Consider the following 26182-nt stretch of genomic DNA (forward strand, 5'->3'; position numbering starts at 1 on the left):
CATTTTACCGCTGCTTTTTCCCTCCGGAACACGGCGCGGAGCACCGTGCTACGTAGAACGGCGCTCCGCGCCGTTTCCTCACGCCATTGGATTGCGATAGGAGAAGAGTTTGCGCCTCGCATATCTAACCGCAACAAAAGAAATTGTTTGCCGGAAGGTTTTTGACAGGACGATTTATTCGGAACAGAGCGCAACCTTCTGGAGCGGTAAAATAGTCCGGTTATAAATAGTCCTGTTATTATTTCGGCGCAGCCGTCCCTTTCAAAAAAAATCGCAGAATCCGCGAACATTTAATGAGAGGTGAGAACCTGGTTGCCCGTGGGTGTGATCAAAACCATGTGCTCGCAGCGAGACGATAGTTTCCCGTCGCTTGTCCGAGCATCCCAACCTCGGGTAACGACTCCGTAGCCTCCCTGATTGATCATCGGCTCGATGCAAAAAATCATTCCAGGTTTCAACTTTATTCCTCGGTGTGGAACGCCGCGGTTTTCGACCATGGGTTCCTCGTGCATGGACCGGCCGATAAAATGGCCGGTATAGTCTCTCACCACCGAATACTGATTGCTTTCGGCATGACACTGTATGGCGAACCCGATATCTCCCAAGGTGTTTCCCGGTTGGGCGGCTTGTATTCCCCGGTTCAGGCATTCCTCGGTGACGGATACCAATCGGGAGGCCTCGTTGGAGATTTTTCCGACTCCAATGGTTTTGGAACAATCCGCGAAGTAGCCGTTTTTTTCGATCACGAGATCGATGTCGATCAGATCCCCTTCTTTGAGCAAGGTATCATCCGGAACTCCATGCGTAACCTGGTCGTTGACCGAAAGGCAGGAGACGGCAGGAAACCCTTCATACCCCTTGCACGGGCCAACGACTCCCATTCGGTTTATTTCCGCTTCGATCAGCGCGTCCAAGGCGAAGGTGGTTATCCCCGGTCGTACCCATGAAAGGCTTTTCCGCAGCAGCTCGGAGATCCGTTCCGCCATTTTGGATATCTCGATAATTTCTTTCTTCGTTTTAATCATTCCCATTGTTTTTCCTGTTGTATTTACAGTTGTTTTTTTGAGTCGAAAAACGACTGAAAACTTTTTTTGTTTCGTCGTTTCCTGCTGTCACACAAGCACCAATCCCTGTCGCCGACAATCACAAAACTGATTGTCGGCCATAGCTTCTGATGCGCACTAAACCCAGACATTCGAAACAGGGTACTACCGAATGATCATCCCATCCAACTCAACGCTTAAAATAATATTTTAACGAGTGTGTCCCGGGCGAAAGTCAGCTCCGTTAAGGGCTATTCAAGTGTTTTAGGGGAAGCAGAAGTTCACGCGTTATTTGCAGAGGAACGATGAAGGACACGCCGAGACCCCTTTCCCATTTTTCAACGATTGGAAAATCGTTCATAAAACTTTGCGCAAGGCCGACCTTGTCTTCTTTTCCCAATACTTGACGAGCCCAACATTTGTCGGGCTCGTCGATCATTGTAAACCAAATTGGAATCAAACTGATTTTTATGAAATCAGATGGTCTTCCTTATGATTCGCTTTATCTTTTTTGATCTGCCGTTTTTCTTTCAGGCTGTGTTGCGGTTGTTTCTTTTTTCCGCGCTTTCCTTTTTCGCTCATGTCTATTATTCCTTTTTCTGGTTAGACTTTTCCATACTGAGCGTTCGTTATAGCGTCTGCATGTCGGCACCGGGGATCAACTGGTTTGGAGTCAATCCCTCGAACAAAGACTAACGGTAGTCCTCTTTTGGTGAATCGCAACCCATTTTATGCACCATTTTGACGGTGAGTTTACTGAATAGCCTGCTCTGTGCGCCAGCGTCTTGCGGTGCGACAAAGACGGAGAGATCTCGCGAGCTCAACCATTCCACCCCTGCAACGAACTTAGCGCCCTTCCGAGCCGCCTTATTTCCCGGAGAATACGGCCAAAACCATTTGGGAGCAGGAGCTTAAGGCGGCTCCGCAGCAGAAGGAAAATCGGCAGAATGATTTAGTGGCAGAATAATTTCAGTTCCCAGAGCAGGAAAATCATTCTGCCACACAATTATTTTACCTAACCTTTTCATGAACAGGCAGTAAATGGTGGGTGCGTAAGGAACGCAAAATAGTAAGAAGTTGAGATGTTAGGGACTAACAGCCGGCCCAGCCAGGGTTGATTAATACTGGTACTCTGCCCCCGGCCACGGAAATAGGCAAATAACGACCTGAGCGAAGCGAAAGTGCTTTTGTATTCCCAGAAAGAAGAGACCGACGGGAACGGCAATTAGGCGGGCCGATCCTTTTCTTGGCCCTTTTCTCCGGAATTTACATCAGCTTTTTGTAAGTTTTTTAACTTTGGAAACGCAGTCGTCGGGATTGTCACGAACGTCCCTGTACCAAAAACGACAAACACACCAACCATTCGACTGCACTTGCAAATCGCGGTAAATGTCATCTTGCTTACGCTCGCCATACTTATTTAGATGAAAAGCTTCACCATCAACCTCAATATCAATCTTCTCATCCACTAAAGCCATATCCAAGTAACGGCCTGCAAGGGGATATTGCTGAACCGGTTTAAGACCCGCTGAGCACAATGCTTTGCATAGCATTTCCTCCCCGGGAGATTGTGATAATTTCCTAGCGGGTCGTTTATCAATATCTTTTGCTAGATTCTTCAATGCAGTTGAGGATGACTGCCGAGCTTGTTCCCTATCTCCGACAATGATAAGACACGCCCTTGCACGGCTCACAGCGACATTGTAAATATAGCGATTTTCCGGTGCAACGGCATACCAATCCTCGCCATGGGAAATATTACTCGTAATACCTAGAACAAAAATGATCAGATCCCGCTCTCCTCCTTGGAATCCGTTCGCGGTGTTGACGTCTTTTTCTATATCGAGAAGAGAATGGAACCCATAAAGTTCCTGCTTCAATCTCTCCGCCACTTTCCTAAACGGAGAAATCACTCCCACTGTTCCGTCGTAACCATTACACTTTAACTCGGATAAAAGATTTTTGACTTCATCTACTTCGCCATCCAACGAATTAGTCACCGATCGCCAAACCAAAGCTCGCTTGAACCCCATGTTCTGCGGAAATTTCAGTCTGCAGACATCGGTTCTCACCTTTAATTTTCCCTTATAATATTCTTCATTGAAATAGGCAGCGATGTCTTCGTGGCAGCGGAAGTGTTCACGTAGCATCAATGGACTCGCGACTATGAGGCCATACGCGTTGTTTCTTAGAAAATCAAACCGCTCATCTGCTGGATCAGTAAGCTTGTGCTTTATCGAGCGGATATATTCATGCCGACTTTCGCGCATGGTAATAACTGGCGGAAACTGTGTAGGATCACCGATTACTGTTACTCCCCTGGCTCGGTACAAAGCGGGAATAATCGGCGGAATTTCACATTGCGAGGCCTCATCGATGACTACCCGGTCAAAAAGCCCTGCAATACACGGCGAAGCTTTGGATAATGAAAGCAGAGTAGTTGCCCAGGCCGGAAAACACTTTGCAAATTGCGCAAACGAATCTTTTGCCTCTGTGAGGCTGGACTCCGGTAAAACCTGTGCAAGGAAGGGTAGGTTGTTTTGTCTTGCGATCCGATTTGCAGCATTCTTGAGTTTCTGCCGAACATCTTCAGATAGACTCAGAACGGCTGATGCACGCTTAAATAAGAATGCGTCCTTCACGCGTTCTCTGCGGAAAGCTATTTCTTTAGCCAAATGCGCCGATACCGACAAATCAATGGCATGATCTTCTGAGAGACTTCTGTTAAATTGATGTCGTTTGATTTTGAGAGGAGCAGTTAATGTTGCTTCACCCATACACAGGATGAGGTCTACATAATCCGACTCCTTTTTAAGCGTCGCCACCTGCGGGATGACTGGCATGACGATCTCTTTTCCTCCATGTGACTTTTCATTTGCCTTGACCAATTCAGTGGCCTTAAGGTTACTAGAGACGTCAATTAATATTTGCTTCACCTCGGAAACTTCTGTCTGGATCGCTGATTTTTTTTGTTCGAGATCCTTAATTTCATAGGCGAGTTGAGCAATGACCTGCTCAGTGTTTTCTTTAGTTTTATCGAGTCTAGTTGCGTCGCCTTGCAGTGATAATTTCTGAGCCGAAAGCGCCTCCATTTCGATCTTGATTGCGGATACCGTCCCTTCTTGAGTGGCGATGCTTTTGCGGACGGATTCCAATCCGTCCAATGCTACCTGGTAATCTCTTTGTATGGAGAAAACTCTCTCGGTTAGGGCGGCACACTCATCAACAAGTTTTTGCTGGGAAGCGATTTGGGCCTCACGTTTTGAGATGCTATCTTCCAACTGCAGTAATCGCTTCATCTTTCCGTTTATCTGTGATTCAAAATCACTGTTTCGTAAACTTAGCTGCTCCTCTTGTTCATTTATTCGAGATTTTAGTTTAGTCAGCTCTCCGGCTGCCTCAATTCTGTTCGCATCAAAAACTAAAAAATCCTTTAGTAAATGCCCAAAAACACAAAACGCAACAATGACAAGCAAGCCCATGATGGCAACCGTGATAATCACGGCCTTTTTCTTAACCTTTGCCTGCGGATCTTTGATCATTACTTCGTCATTCATACCCTTGCCCTTTAATCACACTTGCTCTACAAGCACGCACACCTTAATCATAAAAGTAAAAGAAAAAGGGGTCAGAAAAAGGGGTTCAGCCGTCGCTGAAAGCTATGGTCGACAAGCAGTCCGCTCCGAAGTCTCGCGAGTTTTGAACCTAACTCATCATTTTGATATTCATGCATTTTCCCAGACTCCTAAAACCATCCCGAGAGCCCCTGTTTTTAATTGGCTTTCCCCAATGATCCTCAACTTTCCCCGAACATCAGTTACTATTCTGACATACTGAAATCACTTCTACACCTTTCTTAAAAGGGTTGGAATATCAATCCACATATTTCCCAAGCTTGAAAAGAGTAGCTAAGCACTCATGTTTCCGCTCGCGGCTGCCCCTGCCCGATCCCAATACAAAAATGACCGCATGAACCTGAAGCATCGTTTCAAGTTTTTATTGGCTCGGTTGTAGCAAAGAAGGGGAATGAATCAAACGGGAGCACGGTTCCCGACCATAAGCAAAACCCGCCCAGAGGTCGGGTTCCTCCTCAGCGGGGGTCCCGCCGTCGCCATTAGGCTCCCGCCGTCGTTCGGTGAGCTATGGCGAGACATGCGGAGAGGCCCGCCTTACCTGAAGACATGCAATCCCCCGTTCGCAAACTCACAGGAGAGAGCCCTTCGACAAGCTCAGGACAAGTAGCCGAACGAATAATAAAAACTCATCCATTCACTCTGACGTACTCCAGCGAGTGCAATGAGCGGGGGGTAAAAAACTGAATCCATATCATCTGCGTTGATCTGCGATCATCTGTGGATCGTTCCGACTCAATGGAAGGAATCTGTTTTGTTGCGGCGCTTATCCGTTAAATAACGTACTCAGTTCTGACAAATCAGCTGATTTGTTTTTGGAGATCAGAAAATTTAAAAAATCGCGGCCGTTGCGACTGAGAATCTGTTTCTCCGGGAAATCAATGCTTTGAACCAAACGGATGCATTGATCAAACATTCCGACTCGGCTTGCGATATGCGCGTCGCTGCCCAATGTCAGTTTGCCGCCATGAATGGCGACCGCTTCTGCGAGCGCCTTGCAATTCGCCTCGCTGCCCGGCCGAGACGTAGTGAACGAGGAGTTGTTGATTTCGATGAGGACTCGATATTCGACCGCCGCTTTGGCCACCTCGTCCGCATCGATTGGAAATGCCGGGTTCCCCCCATGGGCAAAGACATCAATCCGCCCGGAGGCCATGGTGTTGACCACCGTATCCGTATGAATGGTTTTGTTTCGAGGTGCGAAGGTGGGTTCATGCAGGCTGCCGAGCACGAGGTCCATTCGCGACTGTTCATCGAACTGAATATCCAGCTCACCTTTTCGATTCATAATATTGGCTTCGATGCCGCGCAGGACGCCCACGCCGTTCATGATGCGCGGGAGGACCTTCATATTCATGAAAAACCAAATGTGCGGTCCGCCCGGCATGGCGGGCCCATGATCGGTAATAGCGAGTAGTTTAATGCCCCGGCCTGCGGCGGCGGTAATGTTTTCGGCGAGGGTGCTGTAGGCGTGGCCGCTGGCGAGGGTATGGGTATGGCTATCAACTTCTATATGCATGATGCTGGGCTCCAGAGAAATATATGACAAAGCATTCATTTCTTTCTTTTAATTTCTCACAAAATAGACAACTTAATATTTTCATTTATTTACAAACATAACTCCGACAAGGATTAATGCCGTGGCAAGAACTGTATAACAATCCACTGTGCCCAAACCAACTGCGACACTTATTCCGGCTCCAATCAATGGCAAAAAATAATTATATGCTGAAATAACAGTAGGATTTAAAGATTTCTGCGCCGACATCAATAACGTGAAAGTTACATAGGTACATAAAATTGCGATTACAAAAATTCGTATCCAGATATCCGGAGGTAAGCTGAGAATATGATCTGCTTCTATGTGTCTAAAAGAGATGAAGAAGAAGCATATGAAAGAAAAACTAAACAGCCATTTGCTGATCGTTACGGGATTGTATTTCTTTATTAACTTCAGAAAAAAGGTCAAGTAGATGGCATAAGATAGTTGTGCACATAAACATAAGATATCGCCCCCGATACTGCTGGGGTGATCTCCGGCCTGTTTATTCATAAAGATTAAAATAGCAGCCCCAAGAGCACCGATTAAAACGCCTGCTATTCTGGAACATGTGATTTTCTCTTTAAGATATATCGCTGAAATGGTTAGCGTTAAAAGGGGCGCCATGGAAGTCATTAAACTGGAATGCACAGGGTTTGTTTTGCTGAGTCCAATAATGAAAAGGCCTTGATTTAGCATGGTGCCGAAAACCGCAGCAAAGAATAAGAAAAACAAATCTTTTTTTGAAACTGTTTCTCTGACAAAAATAGAGGTGATCCAGAAACAGACTGCGGCCCCAAAAAGTCTTAATGTGTTCAAAGTGAGTGGATGTATATGATCCAGCACTATTTTTCCAACGGGTGAGATGATGGCAAAAAAGAATATAGCAACACTCATGTATATATGAGCTTTTATATTTATAGTGTGTTCTTCCATATAATGGGTTGTTCATTTTGAGTCAGAAAACTCTTGCATTAATTGGGTTGCAGGGATGTGGCTCTGTAGCCTTTTCGTTGAGGCACAACGGGGCGCGCCCGGTGGGCGCGCCCCCTCGATTAACGACCCTAAAAATAAAGATCGCGCTCGCCGTTTTGGATTCGTTTGCGCGCTTTTTTAAGTTCTACCACCTGAGCGGCGGTAAAGTCGGCCGGACGATCTTCTATTTCACCGAGTTCTTTGGAAATCAGCTCGTCCCCCATCTTTTTTGTTTCCGGACTGGCAAAATCATCCAGATATTCTTGAAGGGTTAGAATTGCATTCATTTTACAAAAGTGACCTTCTTTTCCCGTTTTGAGCAAGGTCATGATTTTATTACCAGTACGACCGCAACGATAGCCCGCCGTGCAGAATGAGATGATGTGCCCACGTTTTATACTTTCCTGTACAACCGTATCCAAACTCCTCATATCGTTCAGTACAAACTGCTGCCGTTCGCTTTCCTGGTGTCCGTCAGAAGTTGTTTTCTCATCCGGGAACGCATCCGCATACGCCCCGATTCCAAGGCGGGAATCCGCGTCGCGCTGGGTGATCATATCAATAACGGAATCAAGCATTTCAGGCTTTTCACGGTTGGTTACGATAAAGCCCGCATAGGGAATGGCGACCCGCAAAACGGCAATCAGATATTTGAAGTCCTCATCGCTAACCCCATGCTTTACCCAGGAAAAATCAGTGCCTTCGGCCGGTTCAAGACGGGGAACCGAAACGGAGTGCGGTCCGATTCCATAGCGTTTTTCCAGATCGGCGGCATGAGCCACCAATCCCATGACTTCAAATTTCCAGTCCGCCAGACCGAACAGAACCCCGACGGCGACGTCATCGATTCCCGCATCCATGGAGCGATGTAGGGCATACAACCGCCACAGGTAATTTCCCTTGAGCGTTCCTTCGGGGTGGACTTCCCGATAGGTTTTTTTGTGATAGGTTTCTTGGAACACTTGATAGGTTCCGATACCTGCTTCTTGAAGAATTTTCAAATCCTCAATGGGCAATGGAGCGGCGTTGATATTGACGCGGCGAATTTGTCCGAATCCATTTTTTGTGGGGACTTTCACACTGTAAACGGCCTTCATGCTGTCCGCAATGTACTGAGCATCGGTTTCTGGATGTTCCCCGTACACCATGACCAATCGCTTGTGTCCAATTTTACCCGCCAATACTTCGGCTTCTTTTTTGATTTCGTCCATGGTCAGGACGCGGCGTTTCATCTCGTTGTTATCACTGCGAAATCCGCAATATTTACAGCGATTGACACATTTACTTCCGCAATAGAGCGGCGCAAATGTCACCAAGCGGTTGTCATAAACATGTTTTTTTATTTCACAAGCCGCGGTATAGACCTCTTTGCGTAATGCGGGATCCGTGACATTGACTAGCGCCGCCGCATCTTTTGACGACATCAAATTGATTTCATGTGCTTTTTTTAGAATGGCGCGAACGCGCTCGGGGGATACTTCCTGGTTAGCACCGATTTCCGCTTCTATCGCGTTGTCATCAATAAAATCTTTGCCGTGATCTAAGTAGCGGTCGATTTCGTCTTGTCGTACAAGATGATCCTTCCAGTTTTGAATTTTTTCTGGATCGTCGTTCATTGTTTCTCCTTTCGGTTTTTCCAACACAAAATCCAGCAGGTTGATCCTGTAAGATTTTGTAATCCGCCGGACAAGAGAAAAAGAAATACCTGCACCAAAAGAATGAGAGTACACACGAGTAGTTTTCTTTCCCTTGATTTCAGAACTAGAAGAAATAGTGATCTTCTTCCATCTCCTCATCTCAGGCGGCCATCAAATTCAGTAGAACATACCCCTAATAAAAAGGGTTAGACATTAAAAAAAGCCAAAACCGGAAGGATCGACCGATGTTTTTCTTGAATAGGCAACGTGCAGGGACATGCCCCCCGGGCCATGAGGCTTGCCGGTCAACAAAAAGCCATGGAGGGCGCTTCGACGAACGCAGATAACCTAAATAACTGGTTCATTTATAATCGGTCAACTTACCGTTCTCTAAATCAAAGCAGCGTGCACGAGCGGGGTTTAAATGGATATAAGTTGCCACCGCTGAAAAATAGTCTCCGTCAGAATCCACCAGCAAAGCATTGTACCTTCCTTGGAAAAGATGGCCCCAAACCTTATGCAGAGAATTAAACCGCTGCGTATAGGTTCCCTGGAACCATCGCATTCCATCCACGAGATTGGCTTCAGGCGTTTCCATCAGCAAATGATAATGATTCCCCATCAGAGCAAACGCATGGACTTTCCAGCCACACCGGTCACAGGCCTCTTCAAGCGTATCAAGAAATATCTCGCAATCCTTATCGGTCTTGAAAATTGTTTCCTGACGATTCCCGCGACACATCACATGGTATACCGCGCCCTCAAATTCAACTCTGGGTTTACGTGCCATACGAAGCAAAAAGCATATCCATTATGCAAGAAAAGGAAAATGTTAATATTCAAGGACTGGCACCATTTCTGCGACGTCAGCAATGAAACGTTATGGGAGAAGCGAACTCGCGGAAAGAAACATAAGTCGCTGCACCGCCGGGCCAAACGCGGTACGTCTGTGGGTCGGAGCATCGACGAGCGACCGGCGGAGGTCGCAGATCGGCAACAGTCCGGGCACGGGGAGATCGACCTGGTGGTCGGCGGAAAAGGAACAGGAAGCGCCGCCCTGCTCACGCTCGTTGAGCGTAAGAGCCGGAAGCTGATCATCCGCAAGATCAAGGACAAGACCCAGGCTGCGGTGAGTCGGGCCATCAACGGCATAGAACGCTCCATGGGCAAAGAGGCGTTCAAGGTCGTGTTCAAGTCCATTACGGCAGACAACGGCAGCGAGTTCCTTGATTACGAGGCATTGGAGGCATCTGTATTCGGCCGTTCGACCCGAACCCATCTCTATTATGCGCATCCCTATTCGTCCTGGGAGCGGGGCAGCAACGAGAATACCAACCGGATGATTCGCCGATTCATCCCCAAGGGAAGCGATATAACCAAATGCACCCGCACCGCCATTCGGGAAATCGAGAACTGGATCAACCGCTATCCACGCAAGATACTGAATTTTAAAACGCAGAAAAGTTGCTCATTCAGGAGATCGCTGCATGAGACGCACCTGGCTCAGAAAAGTTGGGCATTTTAATTTACAGTCTACCCGGTCAGTTTAAGTGTGGCGCCATGACGGCATCGTAGCGGGTTCCGAAGATAAGAGTGAGGGTTGAAAAAATGACGATCAGCGTTGAGCATTCTGATGTTATTCATGGGATGGTTACCCCATACCTTACCACCCTTTCGGCACAACTGTTTTGATGAGCATGGGGATTAAAACCACATACCGAATCGGGTTAAAACCTTTTTAAATAAAACGTAAAGAGACATAACGCAGGCAAAAAGCTGCGATGAAACAATAAGGAACACCTATGAAGACATTAAATAAAACCATTATGAGTATCCTGTTTGGCCTGCTCCTCTCAACGAGCTTTGCTGCGCAGAATAAACCCAACATTGTAATGCTGTATATCGATGACTGGGCCTGGAACGGATCGCCCATCCCCATGAACGATTCCATGGAAAATTCCTTTATGCCTATCCTGGAAATGCCAAACCTGGATAAATTGGCCGGCCAGGGAATGAAGTTCACCCATGCCTACGGAGCGCATCAGTGTGCACCTGCGCGAGCCAGCTTACAGACCGGCCAATCCGGTGCCCGCACCGGATTCACCCTCGTCTCAGGGAAACCCAATGGGAAGTATTATGACACGCGACCAATGTATCAAAACCTGCCCCTGATCCCCAACGTCTCCGACGCGTCACTTGACGCGGATGCCATTACGATCCCTGAGGTTCTAAAACCGTTGGGCTATACCAGTGCCCACCTAGGAAAATGGCACCAGTACTCAGATCCCGGGGCGGAAGGCTATGTCTTGCATGACGGGGACACCAATAATGATCCAGGAAACACGGTGGGTAAGGTGCAACGATTGCCGGAAGATCTAACCGATCCAAAACTCATGTTCAGCACCACCGAGAAGGCAATCGGATTCATGGAAGATCAGGTGGGCGCAGGCAACCCGTTCTATTTGCAGGTCTCTTACTACGCCATGCATGAAGGCCGTGAATGTCTCGCAGAAACCCGCAAGAAATATGCGCGCCATCCGCTGGTTCAGGCGTACTACAAAAAGGTAGGCCAACCAGCCGACAACATTAATCGCAAAAAAGACCCCGCGGTCTGGCTGGGTATGGGAGAAAATCTGGATGGCCGGATCGGTGCGGTGCTCGACGAGATTAAAAAGCTCGGAATCGAAAAAAACACCTATGTCATTGTCGTCTCCGACAATGGCTACCGGCACGAGGCGCTGGAACTCACTCCCGGCAAAAAACAGCCCTTGCACGGACACAAATGGTGGGTCTGGCAGGGCGGCATCCGTGTGCCGATGATTGTTAAGGGGCCGGGCATCAAGGGCGGTTCTGTTTTCGAGGGCAACGTTATCAACTACGACTTCATGCCGACCTTCTACGATTGGGCCGGCGGAGACCCAAAAGATCTGAAAGACATTGACGGGGTCAGCCTTGCGGGCTTTATGGCCGGCAAAAAACCGGATGAGACCTTCCTGAACCGCAACCTTTATTTTCACGTCCCTCACTACCGCGAAGAGGTGCCGCATTCGGCCATTGTCTCCGGTTCGTACAAGGTAATGCATTTTTACGAGCGCCCGGATATCCCGATGTTGTTTGACCTTTCCAAAGATCCCGGCGAAGTGAACAACGTGGCCAAACAGTATCCTGAAACGCACAAACGTCTCTTCGGTGAAATGATGACCTATCTTCAGGATGTGGATGCTCGGTTTCCGAAGGCAAACCCGGATTACGATCCCGAGGTGTACAAGAAACTCAAGAACTACAATAAATACATCAAGTGGGGCCCATTCGAAGGCAAACGCCCGCTGGAAGAAGACGAGCTTTAAACCCTACCCTATTCAGGGCAGTCACATACCTCGCTGAGACGCGGAGTACACAGAGCAAAAGAAGACCTTCTCCGCGACCTCAGCGCCTTTGCGAGGAATCAATTCGGAATACACGCTCATATCAAAAGGAAATACGTAATGAATAACAGATGGAATGTAATACTCACGCTGTTGCTCATCGGCTCTGTAGTCCCTTTCGTAGACGCCGCTGAAAAACTTCCAATCCCTGGAAAAAATGACCGGATTGGATGGAGCGCAGACGGCAATATGAATGACCCCGATGATTGGGGCGCCACCGCTATGGCGTTGGCGGTCTTCGCGAAAGCGGGATGGCAGGACAGACTGGTGCATATCGACTACAACAACTGGCTGCACGGCAACAAGGACTATAAAGCCGCAGAAGAAACCATCAGCATGGTGGAAGGCTGTAAACAATTCGGTTTCACCCAAACCAAACTTTTTGATAATCAGACCGAGTTGCAGGCGGCCATTGATAATGCGGCGGCAGAAATTAATAAAAGCAGCGAGAACAGCAAATTCTGGTATGTACAGGCGGGTCCCTTTGAAGTGGCGTATCAGGCGTTACTCAAGGCCGATCCTGCTAAGCGGAAATACTGCATTCTCGTCTCCCATTCCGAAATGAATGAACGCGCCAACAAATGGCCGGATCAGCATGGCAAAGAAGATTGTATGGCTCTGGGAGCCGACTACTACTTCACCACCGGTCAGGGCAAAGATAAATTCGGCAGCGGCAAGTTTATGGAATGGCATCTCGTGGACTGGCTGAAAGATTCCCCCTGCCCCGAATACCGCTGGGTTCACTCCCGCATGAAAAAAACGGCCGAGCATAAACACGGTGTATTGGATGCCTCCGACGGCGGCATGGCCTATGTCATGGTCACGGGCGACACGGAAGGCAACTTCAGCCCGAAACTAGCAGCGTTCCTGGGCACGGACTGGAAATGAGCCATCGTCCTCTCATTTCGCTTTTTACTCTTTTAATTGCGCCTGCCCTTTTCGCCGCCGAACTACAGACCATACCGATCACTCATCCGCATGATTCAATTATTCATGGCTGGTATGCCGATGATCTGGCGGGCGAAAAACTGGACCGTACCGGAACGACCGACGTTTCCGCTGCGCTGAACAGCGCACTGAAGAAGCTATTTGATACGGGGGGCGGAACACTCTATTTGCCTGCAGGAAAATATCGCCTCGATCATCCGGTATTTATCCGCCCCGGAACGACATTGCGGGGGGATTTTGTAACGCCCGGTTTTAATAAAGTAGATCCGACAAAAAATACCATCATCTGTGCCTATTACGGCCGGGAGATGGATGCGCTGGCGCCTCCCCTCTTCTTTCTGGATGGATCCAGCCTCATCGACGGTCTGGTAATTTGGTATCCGGAACAGAAGGTCGACCACATCGTTCCCTACGCGCCGACCATTCGCCATCATAAAAAACTTTCGAAAACAGCGCTGAACGGATCCTCCAGAAATCTTTTTCTGGTGAATGCCTACACCGGGATTCAGCTGGGTAAGAAGAAAGGGGCAACCTGTATCCATCTGATGAAAAATATTTACGGCACGCCGCTTGGCGATGGCATTGAAGTCTGGAGGGATGCAGATATTCCGCGCATTCTGGACATTGATTTCAACCCCGACTACTGGCCGGCAGCGGAACTGGATCACTCTCCGATAGACCGGGAAAAATTAAAAACCCATCTATTCGAAAAGGCCTCGGGTATTACCTATCACCGTTGCGATGGCTCGGAACTGGCGAATATAACCATCCGGGGTTACAATAAAGGATTTCAACTGAACGATGGTCACCTGATCAACGATGACATATGGCTGGATAACGAAGGTCATTATATAAATTTCAGCATTACCGACTGCTATGACGCGGTCTGGATCTCGAATATTAAAAATCACGGAACCCAGTTCTACAACTGCACGCTGGAAGGCAAGCGCAGTGCGGTATTTGTAGAAAACCCGATGCATGGCAAAGAATGCGCCATGTTCATGGGCTGTGAGTTGCGAGGCGGCCAGGCCGCTGTGCTGCAGCATTGGGAAGCCGAAAAGAATGATCTGTTCTCTCTGATGTTCAGCGCCTGCACCTTTAAGAGCCCCATCGAGTGGACGGGAGGCAACCTCTCCATCGTAGACTGCGATTTTGATTTTGAAGGTCAGCATCTATTCATCGGAAAAGACACCGCGCATGCCGTCATCGCCGACAGCCGATTTAAAGGCCCCCGTACTATTGATAATCAAGCGGGCGACAAGGTGAAAATCAGCGCCTCACGCGATCCCTACATTAAGCCTCCGAAATATACCTACGATGTAAATAAAATATCGACCTACAAACCGCCCAGCATAGAGTCCGTGATCCTGCACCCCGAAAAAGGAACGTCCGATGATACCGCCAGAATTCAGTTTGCCATAGACGGCCTGAGCAAAAGCGGTGGCGGATATATCGTACTGTCTCCCGGATTCTATGCCCTTAAAAGTTCATTAGTCGTCCGCAGAAATGTGGAGCTACGCGGTCCTGTACAAGCCTGGCAGCACTCCACCTTCCACTCTTACTACGCAGAAAAAGGCACCCCCAAAGGGGCCCTGTTCTTCGTTGAACACGGACATAATGAAGTCGATACAGCAACCATTACACTGGAGGAAAATGCTGGATTGGACGGACTCTTTTTCCATTATCCAGAGCAGGAATTCGATTCTCAAACCAAAGAGGTAACCGAAGAATACGGTTGGCTCATCCGAATGCAGGGCGATCGTTCATACGTTAAACATGTTACGGCCTCCAACCCCTGGCGGTTTATCGATCTTTATTCCCATGATGCAAAAGATACCTATATCGGGTATTGCAACGGCGCCCCGCTGGATCAGGGAATTTTTGTTGGTGAAGCGGAAAACTGCATGATCGATAATGTACACTTCAACAGCTGGTATTGGAACCAGACCTATTTCCCGAACAAAATCGTACGTACGGTCGAACAGAAGGGATACAAGAAGGAACTGGATAACTGGATGAAGGCCAACACCAAAGCCTTTATCTTTGCGGGGTCACGTAATGTGGATGTCTACGGCACCTTCATCTTCTGCTCCAATCAGGGCTTCAAACTGCTGCCCGGAAAAACATCGGGAAAAGGCCCTAGCGGAATCATCATCAACAGCGGGTGCGACTGGTCTAAGTTCGGCCTCTACATGCATGCCAATGACGGCCTGGTTTTTGCCAATATGCACTTTATCGACGTGGGCGAAAACGATCCCGATCTTAACATCAGTTCCATCTATGTGGCGCCAGCGTGCGCCGATCCGATCAGCCTCTATAATCTCAGCACCTGGGGGACCAGTCACCGGGCGCTGGCACTGGACGGAACCGCCACGTCTCAAGTGAACATTTATAATTTTTCCAACCAGCTCTACTATCCTCAGACCAACAACATCAACGGAGGTCATGTTCGAATCATAAATTCCATTCGTAATATCTCCGAACCCACCACACTCGACATGGGGCCGGATGCATCGTTTATGATGCGCGCGAACATCGCGCCCGCCGGATTAATCGTCACCCCCTCCCGCATCAAAAAGGATCTGGAGGATACAAGCGCCGACTTTCTCAACACCTCTTCCCGTCGAGGTGTGAGCCGGTCCTATTCTTTCCCATAAAGCACCAGACCATTGGCCCGTTAACGCATCGAAAATGAGATGTTCAGCGCGATGCCGGTTTTACCAATGTTTACTGTGCTTCTTGATTGTATTCGTCTGAGACGGGCGGTTCGGCATCGCCGTAGAGAGTTTTGAAATAGAAGTTAAACAGGCTCGATTTGCCGTAGGTCAAGCGATCGGTTCGGTAGGGCTTATCGGTGATCCATTCGTCACCCTTCACCGAGAGGACAGTCTTTCCGGCGCGCTTGACTTGCAGTAACACCGACCCGGATCGGATGGGTACACGCTTAACGTACAGACCGCGGTCAACCCGACCGAGCGATTGGCCGCTGAGTTCTAACTGGGCGGATGAGTTCAAGTGCGTGACGAGTTCAATAACGTCTTCGGATTCGCCGCAGCTCTTTTTTTCGTTGATATGAAAATCAAACGTCGTCGGTCGGGCATCCGAGGAATATTTTTTATAGAAAACCGCCGTCCACTCCCCCTCCACAGGAAGGTCGAGCCACCGCCGCTTGTAATGATTCAGGAGAACGCCGAAAGCAAAGTTGTGGTTGATTTCGGGCGCAAGGTGGTGACCTTCGCCAAAGTCGTTCCAGGTGGCCACGTTGATGAGCGGCGGATCCAGCTCGACCGCAGGGTCGAGTAGGTTGCGATAAACGTGGGTGACGCCGCAGTTCTGGGTTTCGCGACCAAGTTTACCGAATGGCACTTCCAGCACGTCGCGCAGGCGATGGATCATGTTGTGGCTGTCAAGATTGTAGAGCTTGGAGGTATAGTAGTCTGGATAGACGGTCTGGGTGTAGGTGCGGTTCCGCAGTCCGCACTCCTTCGCCACCTCAGCCCATCCATCGTCTGCAGCGTAAGAATCCGTCCATCCCCACACCGCTGGAAAGTGGTCCAGAGCTGCCTTCAGCACCGCCTTGTTTTCGTGCTTGCGCAGGTGGTAGATGATGGCCGCGCGAATTCCACATGCATCGGCCAGTCGGCGGTATACTGACGCCGTATCGGCAATCAGCTCTGGTTGGCGGAATGTTTTATGGTGCGTTTCAATTGATCCGACCAGACCATCGGGACACCAGGTATAGAAAAGGTAACGACCATCCGGCGTTTTGAGCCAGGCCGGGGATTCGCGGCATTCGTCCAGCAGCTCGCGGATGCTCTGGCTCCAGCGCTCGATGGCTTCGGCTTCATCCAGCTTGCACTCGCTGCAGCACAGGCAGAGCGTCAATCGGAAGTCCGGAAACTTTTCTTCGGCCACGCGGTAGAAGGCAGAGATGGTGTGGTTGTACTGTTTCAACAGGCCGCGCCCGCCAAAGGGATAGAAAAACTGGAATCCGTCCAAGCCCGCCAGTTTAGCCGCACGGATTTCATGTTCCACCGCTTCGTCGAGCGAAACACCGGGGCGCAAGATCCCAGACATTGGAACCGCCTGAACCAGCCCTCCAATTTCAGCCGCCGCGCCATCTCGCGAAGCGTAGGCCGGGATGCAGTTATCTGGCACCCGGCATCCTTTAAAGAAAACTGCTGCAGGCATATAGTGTGCGATGACACGCTTCTTTTCAGTAATCGGAAGTTCCAGTTCCTGTTTTCCCAAGGATTGGAACTCCGCTGCACATGTGGCGACGATCAGGCAAAAGAGGACTGTGGTTTTTCTGATCATCAAACTATTTCCCAGCCGAAATTTCTCCGCCCACCACATAATGAATGCGGTCGGCCAAAGGTATCAGAACGCTTTTCTCGTCGGTTTCGCATTTACTCCGCCCCAAAATCCGAGCGCATTGCAACACGTGAAATATATATACGTTTTTCACTGTCTCATCTAGCGGAATCATTACGTTGCCATGCGTATAACGAATTAAGAAATCGCGTATTTGAGTTGCCTCAAATGCTGGAGGGGCAGACGCCGCGTGCCCGTGTGCATAGACTTCAGCGAGCTCAGTCGCGGTGCGTGCGCCTCTCCACATGATGGTCGCAGTTTTGATTAAACCGCTTTAGAATAATTCGCGTTGTTGCAGATCATTCACTTTATGCGGCTCGTGCTTTTCCATCCATTGGACCAGACGTGCTTTCATCCGGCTCGCCTGTTCACGGTTTTTTTCCGGTGAAATTGGCGAGACGATCAGGTTGCGCATTTCCAATGGATCAGCCTTCAGGTCGTATAACGCATCGAAACCGGTGCCCTTTTTATTCTGAGCCATCATTAATTTTAAGTTTCCAGTGCGGATCATATAATTCGGCTCGCTGCGGCCGAGAGAATACGAAATGACGTCATGCTCGACCGGCTTCCCTTCGATAAACGGCCGCAGGCTGATCCCGTCGGTCTTGGGAGCTTTGAGGCCCAGGTAGTCGAGAAGGGTCGGAGCAACATCCATGCTTGAGATGGGCTCCTCCACCACGGTTCCCGGTTTGATACGTCCCGGGAAGCGCATGAGCAGCGGCACATGAACCGAGCCCTCGTAGAAAATGACTTTAGAGTGCATGCCATGGTCCCCCAGCATCTCTCCGTGATCAGAAGTGAAGACAACCAGGGTATTGTCCGCCAGACCGAGGTCTTCCAGCTTCTTAAGAATTACGCCGATCCAGTCGTCGATCTCACGCACCATCCCGTAATAGATCGAACGCATATTCTGAATTTGTTCTGCGTCGCGGTAATGCAGCTGATCCTTTTTCTTGGACTTCGCTTTGTAGGGTGATTCGTCCATCGGGTCATCAATGTTTCCCGGCACTGGAATGGTTGCCGGCGGATACATGCTGAAATAGGGTTCCTGAACGACCATGGGCGGGTGTGGCGGATCAAAGGAGCAGGTCAGTGTGAAAGGCCCGCCCTTCAGGCGTTCCAACGCCTCCAGCGTTTCATCCGCAGTGTACGCCGAATAGGAAATGCGCGGTGGCAAATCGATGCGCCCATATTGGGAAACCTGCGCCGCTTTCACCTTCCTTTTCTGATCTGAACTCAGGTTGGCGGAGGCGTGGTTCCAGTCCAGCTCGATCGGCTTATACGGACGCATGTTTCTATTGGAAAACAGCTCGCCCTCGCCGGGTTCTTTGCGTTTAACCCCCTTGCTTCCCAACCATTCCTGATAAGCCTTGATCTGACTGGGCGCCCCTTTAACATTGCCGACCACTTTCACGTCATTGTCATAACAAGCCGTAAACTGATGAGGCGTATGCCATTTCCCATAATATTCAGCAGCATACCCCTGCTCTTTAATAATGCGGTCAAAGGTCGGAACATCGGGAACATCCTCGCTGGTGTAATCGCCATTTCCTTCCACCCGGATATTGGCGGGCGAAAGACCGGTCAGGAAAACCGCACGCGCCGGCACGCAAACCGGATTGGCTGAATAGGCGTTTTTAAAGTAGACCCCCTCCCGCGCAAGTCGGTCCATGTTCGGCGTTTCCAACACCGTGTTGCCCGCGCAACTCATCGCATCGAAGCGCTGCTGGTCGGTTATGATGAACAGCAGGTTCGGTTGTTTTCTTTTCACAGCACCTTTTGCATTCAACGCACTGATGCCTGCGACGCTCATTACTCCTGAAAAACATCTACGATTCATCGTTCGCTCCTGAATTCTATTTTGGGTCATGCACGCTGACCGGACGTCCGCTACTTTAAAACTTCGATGGTGATATTCCGGTATTCCATCTGCCCTTTATCCGCCTCAAGGCCAATGGGGCCTTGGGCCGGCAATTTCTTATCGAACAGCAGCGCTTCACCGTTGCAGGTGCAGGTTGCCGTCCGGCCTTTGACGGTCACGACGATCTGGTTCCAGTCCTGCGGCTTATAGTTTTTCAGCTCTTTGTAGGGCCCCGCCACCCAATAGTCGCGACACTGCAGCTGGGGTCCGCGGAGATAAATCCCGCTGTCGGCATTGACGCCTGCACGAAACTCCAGCTTCAGCACAAAGTCCTCGCCAAATTCTTTCGTCGTCCATATTTTCTGGATCCCCTTAGCGGGATGGACCGTAAAGATTCCATCCTTAACGCTGAACCGTCCGTCCTGTGATTGTGACTTTCCGTCAAAAACGATTTCTGTCGGCGCCCGGTAGCGCCACCCGGTCAGGTCTGTCCCATTAAACAAGGCTTCCCCGGCCCAACCAGTTGCTGCAACAGCCATCCATGCCATGATCCATATTTTCATCAGGACTCCTTTACTTGCGAGGCACTAGGCAAGAGGCATTAGGCACTAGTGAAATGCACAATCTTGAACCCTAATGCCTCGTGCCTAATGCCTATTCCCTTATTTGATCGCATGTACATATCCATCACCGGCGAGGACATACACTTTATCCCGGTAGATGCAAAGCGTGGCTTCTTCGACACGCTGCCCGAGCTTATAAATCCAATGCGGTTTTCCGGTGAAGGCATCCAGACAGTAGAACAGCGGCGTATTGCCGGACCCGATATAGACGCGGTCGCTGGCAATGGCCGGCGCGGACAAGCCGCCGCCGTCTTCGAAGGTCCAGTGGATTTTTGCCGACGCGGAATCGACGCAGTAAATACGAGACGCGCTCGGAACACCGCGCAGACCAACGCCGATACGAGCGGTATAGTACGCGCGATTTTTAAAGAAGGCGGGCGTCGCATTAAAGTTGGAGAAGTTCCCCGTGTGCGACGGGTTGGTGTTCCCGTGGCTCAGGATCTCTCCCGTCTTCGCATCGAAATACATGAACACATTGCTGTGGTGGGGCAGGTAAATCTTCCCCTCAGAGGCAATCAGTGTTCCCGAATCCAGGCCGATGCCGTTTTCCTTCCAGACAATCTCGCCGGTTTTCTTGTCGAAGGCATAGAGCGATCCGCTCCAGGATCCGAAGTAGACCAAATCACCGTCGATGGCGGGTTCGGCCGGCACCGATTTGGCAGTCGGATAATCCCACACAATATAACCCGTCTTGGCGTCCAGACAAACGCAATGACCGTTGACGGTCGGCACATATACCATGCCGTCATCGTAGGCCGCCGAGCCCCAGACCCATCCGCCGGGAATCGTCTGTTTCCATTCCAGCTTGCCGGTTTTCGCGTCCACCGCGTAGAAGAAACGCTCGCCGCCCTGCTGGCCGGCAAATACTTTACCCTTGCCGATGGCCGGCCCCACCGAGATGGCGCCGCCCATTTCAAACTTCCAGATTTCCTTTCCGGTATCCGCATCCACGCAGAACAAGAATCCGCCGGCATTGCCGAAGTAAACCTTTCCCTTCGCCGCCGTCGGTTTGGACTGATAATAGGTTCCGCCCGACAGCACATCGGTAAAGATGCGTCCTCCCTCTTCGTTCTCAAAGGCGTTGAGAAGGCTTCGTTTCCAGAGCAGCTCCCCGGCGGCACTGAACCGGCGCAGCCACAGGTCACTGTCGTTCACCAGAACGCTGTCGCCGGCCACAACAAGGTCGGCGTAAATCTGATGCGTAGAAACCTGTTTGCTCCACTTCAGTTCGCCTTCCAGACTAACGCAGGCAAGTTTACCATCAACCGTACCCACCAGCAGTCCCTCAGACGTCATGGCCGGTTTGGCACGGACCCAGTCGGAAAGTTCCGTTTTCCACAGAACCTTGCCCGACAGCTCGTCGAGACAGTAGAGGTGCTTATTAGCGGAACCGACATACATTTTTCCATCGACCACCACCGGAACCGTGAACTGCTTGCGGGCCCCCTCTTCAACCGATTTAATCCGGGTTTCCCAAACCAAAGAACCGTCTGACTCGTTCAACGAATAGAGAACACCGCCATTGGAACCGAAATAGACCTTTTCATTCGCAAGGGTAACCGCCGTATTCACCGGACCGTCCGCTTTAAATTTCCACGCAACACGCTCGCTCGCCGAAATGTCAAAATTCTTATCGACGCCCTCCTTGCGAGGGCCGCCCAGATTGAGTGCGTAGAGGTAGGAATCGGACGTTCCCTGAAAGACCCGGTCCTCCGTGATCACCGGCTCCGCGAGGACATCAATATCTCCGACATTCAGGTCCCAGATTTTGTGATTGTTGTCGACGTCCGCGCAAATGAGGCGGTTCAGGTTTTGGCAAACGGCGGGATAGCCGTAGATATCGTGCACGCCAAAGGGGTACACCGTGTATTTCCCGTTGCTCGCCACCGGGGCCAATTGCGTGCGGTAATCAATGTGACCGGCGAATTTACGGGAAAGCGTCTTGCCGGTCTTCTTGTCAATATAGACCAGATTCCGGGCCTGGCCTTCATTGCCACCGTGGCTGTTGACTTCGCGAAGGATGATCTTATCTTCCAGAACTACCGGCGTAGACATGATGGCCGGATATTTGTAAATCCCCAGCAGCGGATGTTCCTGAGTCGATTTCCAAATGTTTTTACCGGTATTTAAATCGATGCAGAAACTGGTCGTGTACATACCGGGCGAAGCCACATAGACGCGATCGCCTTCCACGGACGGACGGGCGTACCAGCCCAGACCGACCGGAAACTTCCAGGCGAGCTCGCCCGTTTTAGGGCCCGGCGCCTTGGTATAGCCCGTATTGTGTTTGTTGCCCTGAAACATCGGCCAGTCCGCGCCCATATCCCCGCCTTTCGGGAAGCCTTCCGGATTGCCGACAAAGGGTTTATAGATCGGGCCATTTTCTTTCAGGATTCGGGCAATCTCTTCCATGTCCTGGTAGCCCTTTTTGAGCATTTCGCCCATCTCCAGAATCGCTTTTTCTTTGGCCGGACCTTTGGCACGGTTCACCTTGCCCTCCAGGCTATAGTATGCCTGATCCGAGTCAAAAAACGAATGGGTGTTCGCCCCCTGCTGCTGCAAGCTGCCCAGCCAGATAAATAAGAGCAACGAACGCTCCCTGTAATTTTCCGCAGTGGTCAGAGAGGTTTTTATTTCTGCGCGAGCGCGATCAATATCCGCGCTTCCGCTGGAAACAAAGTTGGTTGTGGCACCACTCACCGAAGCGAGCGCTGCCAGAGAGAGAATAATATTTTTTATTATCTTCATGGGTATTCCTGAAGTTAGTATTTAAGCATTCACGCGTTTGCAATTAAACATGGGTCGTTTGGGAATTAGGCTTTAGTCGTCAATCTCTATGACGTCTCCTTCAATCTGTAATTCAGCGTCATATTATCAAAATAAGGCAACTTCTCAAATTTCAAGGATATGGCCTTTGGACCTTTTTTAAACTGAATGTGGCCAGGGGGAGTTACCGGCCCCTGCCCGTTTTTGTCTGCGAATTCCACGTAAAACTGATACTCGCCGTCAGGCATCAGGTTTCCTTCAGTATCACGGCAATCCCAGCTTACTACATGGGCGGAATGAATTTTTTGTGTTGCTCCAGTGATGGCATCGACACTGTTTTTCTGCGAATACTGTGCCCATGTTCGGAGGTGTTTCTGGCGCTTTTTCGCCAGCACCTTCAGGGTCTTGACAAAATTGCCCTCGCTATCGGTTACCCATACGGCAAAAACGTGACGAGGTGCGTACTTTCCCTCTGTCGGCTTCGTTGTCACCGTGAACTCCACCGAACCATTGGTTTCTCCACCCAGAGCTGTCGAGACTGCGATCAGGACAAACAACATTGACGTTAAAATAGGTCTCTTCATATTCTCACTTCTTCCTGCAAGCCGTCTTTTGAAAGCATGGCCCGAGATCAAGGGAAGGATCCCCTTGCCCACTAAGTGACGCTACCGAAACCGGCTCTCTGACATACCGCCCATCCCTCTTTGCATCATCTTAATCATTAAACACTCTGTACATATTGCATATTGTCAACAATATGGCAAGCAGCTAACACGTCATCTTATGGCTATGACGTTAAGCCAATGCGACCATTCTGTAAAACGGAACTAACGGCTGCGGTTGTCGTTTTGCATTTCACCGAACGATCAAGGCTAAGATCAGCTTTGCGGGAGTATTCGCCATTGGACGCCCCATAATGCCCATTCCGATAAATCCAATCTTCATACTGACCCCTTTAATCTGTGGATACGTTTTCTCTGGGCCGGATGGTTGGTTTAAAGGCCTGCATATAGGTCTCCATCATGGCGTTCAACTCCGCCGCCTTTTCGGGATACGCACCGGATACATCTTTGCTTTCGCCAAGATCATTACTGAGATTAAACAATGATCCTTCTTTTGCAGGCACGCGGTCCGTTTTGCCTTTTTTAATTCCACCACCGGGCTTCTGGTCTTTCACAAATAGTTTCCAGTCGCCGTGCCGAATGGTCGCCCCCGGAAAGATGAACGTCTCATGAATCGGTTTTCCCAATGGTTGGACGAACATGTATGGCAAAATATTTTCCCCGTCGATGATCCGGTCCGACGGCACGTCTACGCCTGCCATCGCACAAAACGTCGGCAGCATATCGATGATCCCGGTGATTTCACTATTAGTCGAACCCGCAGGAATTTTACCCGGCCAGCGCATCACACACGGCACCCGGACTCCACCTTCGAAATACGTCCACTTCCCATCCCGTAACGGGCCGGCGCTGCCGTAGCCCTCCGTATTGAGCTGAGGCCCGTTATCAGAAGCAAAGATGACCAATGTATTTTCTTTAAGGCCAAGCGTATCGAGTTCCTTCAGCAGTTGCCCGACTTCCCAGTCCAGTTGTTGAACGCAATCCCCATAAGCCCCCTGTTCAGACGATCCGGCAAAATCAGCATGCGGAAGCCATTTGGTATGCGGAATGTTCGATGCGTAATAGAGGAAGAAGGGCTGATCCTTATTCTTGCGGATAAATTCGAGCCCTGCCGGCAAAAACCGTTTAGAGCTGAAGCGGTCAGTTTCTTTGTCTACGTCCGCCTCTTTTTCTCTGTTTTCGAGGATCACCCGGCCTTCGCCACCTTGGTCAATGTAGCCATAGAAATAATCGAATCCATGATAGGTCGGATTAAACTGTGGCCATTCACCCAGATGCCACTTGCCCACGAGACCGGTCGCATAGCCCGCGTCTCTTAAAAGCTCCGCGACCGTGATTTCATTGGCGTTCAAACCGCTCCGGTCTCGGTGGTAAATCACTTTGGCCATGTCGATCCGCTGGGCATGGCATCCGGTCATAAAGGATGCACGGGTTGGAGAGCATCGATTCTGCACATAGAAACTCTCAAACTTAATCCCCTCTTCGCGAATCGAGTCTATGTTCGGCGTTTTTATATTCTCGGAACCGTAACAACCGAGATCCCCATAGCCCTGATCATCCGAAAGGATAAAAATAATGTTAGGTTTTTGATCAGCAAACGCGGAGCAGACCACTGCTGCGATTAATAGGTGGAGCGTAAATAGGTTTTTCATAATTAGGTACTTCCTTTTAACCTTATTACCATCATGCGGTCCTTAAGTTACTATGCGGAAAGGGATCATGCAGGTTTTTCAGCAACGAATGAATGGAAAGCAACTAATCTGCTACGCTGGGAAATTCGTTGCTTTCCATTCATTCGTTGCCATCCCTTCCGAAGCGAAACCGCGTCGGGCCTATAGTATCGGGGGTTTTCGTTTGATTAAGCGGAGAGGAATCCCACGCGGATCATACAGATCAATGATGATGTCGCCGTTGGGCTCGGTGCGTTTTTCGCCGACCTGCCGGGCACCGCCATGAATCATCCGTTTGGCCAGCTTTTCAGGTTCATCCGTTGAAAAGGCCGTGTGAATGACTTCGTGAGGCATGTTGTTCAGGGAGCACTCCAGATCTTTGCCAAACAACTCGAAGCTCATTCGCTCTTCGACATCACCGATGTAGGGAACGCGGTAGGTGCGATAGTTGTTATTGTCAGCTTTGATATCCTTCGACCAGGGAATGGTCAGATCCATGAACTGCACATACCACAGCGCGGAAAGCATTTGATCTTCAGTATTAAATGCAAAGTGCTCAAAACGAATCGTGCTTTTTACGGGATCGGGATAAAACGCGTCTACGCGGTTAATCAGCTGCGCAGCAAATCCATTGGGATCCTGCAGGTTAAACACATAGTCCCCGACCTTATTCCGATAGATCTCGCCGAGCTGAGTCGCGCCGTTCTCCAGCATCTTCTCCGCCACCGCCTCGATGGTTGCATGCCCCTCGAACGCCAAGTGATAAGCGTTCAGATCCACATCGGAGTAGGCATTCTTGAGGCCGGGAATGGAGCTGAATTCGAACATGAAGTTATGATCCTTATCAGCCACATACACGACATCGTCGTTGTCCGAAGGGATAATTTCCAGGCCGACGTTCTCAACATACCACTTCGCTGTGGCCTCTTTGTCCGCCACATTGATGCGCAGATGCTCAAACAACACTGGTGAAAGCTTTTCTTTGTGATGCTGGGCGAACAACAGGCCAGGGATAAACATCGTTATAAGAATCATCACACGGGTTAAACTTTTTATATGTGTCAT

General features: G+C 49.9%; 17 protein-coding genes. 4 read left to right on the forward strand and 13 right to left on the reverse strand.

The window, feature by feature from the left end; all coding sequences use genetic code 11:
- Positions 1-290: 290 nt before the first annotated feature.
- From map to SCARR_RS27550, 6 genes are all read right to left on the reverse strand, one after another.
- Positions 291-1031, reverse strand: coding sequence for a type I methionyl aminopeptidase (map, locus tag SCARR_RS27525; protein ID WP_136065924.1), 741 nt, complete (start codon positions 1029-1031; stop codon positions 291-293).
- 1283 nt (positions 1032-2314) lie between these two features.
- Entirely contained in the window at positions 2315-4600 is a 2286-nt protein-coding gene (locus SCARR_RS27530; protein ID WP_136065926.1) for an AAA domain-containing protein, read from the reverse strand.
- Between the two features lie 841 nt (positions 4601-5441).
- The gene (locus tag SCARR_RS27535) at positions 5442-6194 is read right to left on the reverse strand and encodes a phosphatase (RefSeq protein WP_136065928.1); all 753 of its coding nucleotides are present in this window, start codon (positions 6192-6194) and stop codon (positions 5442-5444) included.
- Positions 6195-6275: 81 nt separating this feature from the next.
- Entirely contained in the window at positions 6276-7151 is an 876-nt protein-coding gene (locus tag SCARR_RS27540; RefSeq protein ID WP_136065930.1) for a DMT family transporter, read from the reverse strand.
- 128 nt (positions 7152-7279) lie between these two features.
- The gene (gene hydG / locus SCARR_RS27545; protein ID WP_222846495.1) at positions 7280-8986 is read right to left on the reverse strand and encodes a [FeFe] hydrogenase H-cluster radical SAM maturase HydG; all 1707 of its coding nucleotides are present in this window, start codon (positions 8984-8986) and stop codon (positions 7280-7282) included.
- A gap of 202 nt (positions 8987-9188) precedes the next feature.
- The gene (locus tag SCARR_RS27550) at positions 9189-9617 is read right to left on the reverse strand and encodes a transposase (RefSeq protein ID WP_136065932.1); all 429 of its coding nucleotides are present in this window, start codon (positions 9615-9617) and stop codon (positions 9189-9191) included.
- A gap of 39 nt (positions 9618-9656) precedes the next feature.
- Here SCARR_RS27550 and SCARR_RS27555 point away from each other — a divergent pair, with 39 nt between their 5' ends.
- From SCARR_RS27555 to SCARR_RS27570, 4 genes are all read left to right on the forward strand, one after another.
- Complete coding sequence (locus SCARR_RS27555; RefSeq protein WP_168433670.1) at positions 9657-10352, forward strand: IS30 family transposase; 696 nt, start codon at positions 9657-9659, stop codon at positions 10350-10352.
- 277 nt (positions 10353-10629) lie between these two features.
- Positions 10630-12174: a sulfatase-like hydrolase/transferase gene (locus SCARR_RS27560; RefSeq protein WP_136065936.1), complete on the forward strand. Its 1545-nt coding sequence runs from the start codon at positions 10630-10632 to the stop codon at positions 12172-12174.
- Between the two features lie 138 nt (positions 12175-12312).
- Positions 12313-13140 carry a hypothetical protein gene (locus SCARR_RS27565; protein ID WP_136065938.1) on the forward strand — a complete coding sequence of 276 codons (828 nt, stop codon included), beginning with the start codon at positions 12313-12315 and terminating at the stop codon, positions 13138-13140.
- Positions 13137-15857 (forward strand): glycosyl hydrolase family 28-related protein, encoded by a 2721-nt coding sequence (locus tag SCARR_RS27570; RefSeq protein ID WP_136065940.1) that lies wholly within the window; start codon positions 13137-13139, stop codon positions 15855-15857. Before SCARR_RS27565 ends, SCARR_RS27570 begins: the two co-directional genes overlap by 4 nt.
- Before the next feature lie 70 nt (positions 15858-15927).
- Here the strand turns inward: SCARR_RS27570 and SCARR_RS27575 are convergent, their stop codons facing one another.
- From SCARR_RS27575 to SCARR_RS27605, 7 genes are all read right to left on the reverse strand, one after another.
- Complete coding sequence (locus tag SCARR_RS27575) at positions 15928-17517, reverse strand: hypothetical protein (protein ID WP_136065942.1); 1590 nt, start codon at positions 17515-17517, stop codon at positions 15928-15930.
- 331 nt (positions 17518-17848) lie between these two features.
- Entirely contained in the window at positions 17849-19414 is a 1566-nt protein-coding gene (locus tag SCARR_RS27580) for a sulfatase family protein (RefSeq protein ID WP_168433671.1), read from the reverse strand.
- A 50-nt stretch (positions 19415-19464) separates the two neighbouring features.
- Complete coding sequence (locus tag SCARR_RS27585; protein WP_136065946.1) at positions 19465-19998, reverse strand: 3-keto-disaccharide hydrolase; 534 nt, start codon at positions 19996-19998, stop codon at positions 19465-19467.
- 99 nt (positions 19999-20097) lie between these two features.
- On the reverse strand, positions 20098-22806 hold the full coding sequence (locus SCARR_RS27590) for an outer membrane protein assembly factor BamB family protein (RefSeq protein ID WP_136065948.1): 2709 nt from the start codon (positions 22804-22806) through the stop codon (positions 20098-20100).
- An 86-nt stretch (positions 22807-22892) separates the two neighbouring features.
- A complete protein-coding gene (locus SCARR_RS27595; protein ID WP_136065950.1) occupies positions 22893-23408 on the reverse strand; it encodes a DUF2271 domain-containing protein in 516 nt (171 codons plus the stop codon).
- A gap of 371 nt (positions 23409-23779) precedes the next feature.
- Complete coding sequence (locus tag SCARR_RS27600; protein WP_136065952.1) at positions 23780-25099, reverse strand: sulfatase-like hydrolase/transferase; 1320 nt, start codon at positions 25097-25099, stop codon at positions 23780-23782.
- A 180-nt stretch (positions 25100-25279) separates the two neighbouring features.
- On the reverse strand, positions 25280-26182 hold the full coding sequence (locus SCARR_RS27605; protein ID WP_136065954.1) for a VOC family protein: 903 nt from the start codon (positions 26180-26182) through the stop codon (positions 25280-25282).

Origin of the sequence: Pontiella sulfatireligans (assembly GCF_900890705.1) — a bacterium.
In the GTDB taxonomy this organism is placed as follows: domain Bacteria; phylum Verrucomicrobiota; class Kiritimatiellia; order Kiritimatiellales; family Pontiellaceae; genus Pontiella; species Pontiella sulfatireligans.

Excerpts from the sequence above, each read along its gene's own strand:
- SCARR_RS27565 (WP_136065938.1), top strand. The coding sequence starts at position 12,313 with ATGAATAACAGATGGAATGTAATACTCACGCTGTTGCTCATCGGCTCT.
- SCARR_RS27560 (WP_136065936.1), top strand. The coding sequence starts at position 10,630 with ATGAAGACATTAAATAAAACCATTATGAGTATCCTGTTTGGCCTGCTC.
- SCARR_RS27570 (WP_136065940.1), top strand. The coding sequence starts at position 13,137 with ATGAGCCATCGTCCTCTCATTTCGCTTTTTACTCTTTTAATTGCGCCT.
- SCARR_RS27535 (WP_136065928.1), bottom strand. The coding sequence starts at position 6,194 with ATGCATATAGAAGTTGATAGCCATACCCATACCCTCGCCAGCGGCCAC.
- hydG (WP_222846495.1), bottom strand. The coding sequence starts at position 8,986 with ATGAGGAGATGGAAGAAGATCACTATTTCTTCTAGTTCTGAAATCAAG.
- SCARR_RS27580 (WP_168433671.1), bottom strand. The coding sequence starts at position 19,414 with ATGAATCGTAGATGTTTTTCAGGAGTAATGAGCGTCGCAGGCATCAGT.
- SCARR_RS27530 (WP_136065926.1), bottom strand. The coding sequence starts at position 4,600 with ATGAATGACGAAGTAATGATCAAAGATCCGCAGGCAAAGGTTAAGAAA.
- SCARR_RS27575 (WP_136065942.1), bottom strand. The coding sequence starts at position 17,517 with ATGATCAGAAAAACCACAGTCCTCTTTTGCCTGATCGTCGCCACATGT.
- SCARR_RS27550 (WP_136065932.1), bottom strand. The coding sequence starts at position 9,617 with ATGGCACGTAAACCCAGAGTTGAATTTGAGGGCGCGGTATACCATGTG.
- SCARR_RS27600 (WP_136065952.1), bottom strand. The coding sequence starts at position 25,099 with ATGAAAAACCTATTTACGCTCCACCTATTAATCGCAGCAGTGGTCTGC.
- SCARR_RS27540 (WP_136065930.1), bottom strand. The coding sequence starts at position 7,151 with ATGGAAGAACACACTATAAATATAAAAGCTCATATATACATGAGTGTT.
- SCARR_RS27585 (WP_136065946.1), bottom strand. The coding sequence starts at position 19,998 with ATGAAAATATGGATCATGGCATGGATGGCTGTTGCAGCAACTGGTTGG.
- SCARR_RS27590 (WP_136065948.1), bottom strand. The coding sequence starts at position 22,806 with ATGAAGATAATAAAAAATATTATTCTCTCTCTGGCAGCGCTCGCTTCG.
- SCARR_RS27595 (WP_136065950.1), bottom strand. The coding sequence starts at position 23,408 with ATGAAGAGACCTATTTTAACGTCAATGTTGTTTGTCCTGATCGCAGTC.
- SCARR_RS27555 (WP_168433670.1), top strand. The coding sequence starts at position 9,657 with ATGTTAATATTCAAGGACTGGCACCATTTCTGCGACGTCAGCAATGAA.
- map (WP_136065924.1), bottom strand. The coding sequence starts at position 1,031 with ATGGGAATGATTAAAACGAAGAAAGAAATTATCGAGATATCCAAAATG.
- SCARR_RS27605 (WP_136065954.1), bottom strand. The coding sequence starts at position 26,182 with ATGACACATATAAAAAGTTTAACCCGTGTGATGATTCTTATAACGATG.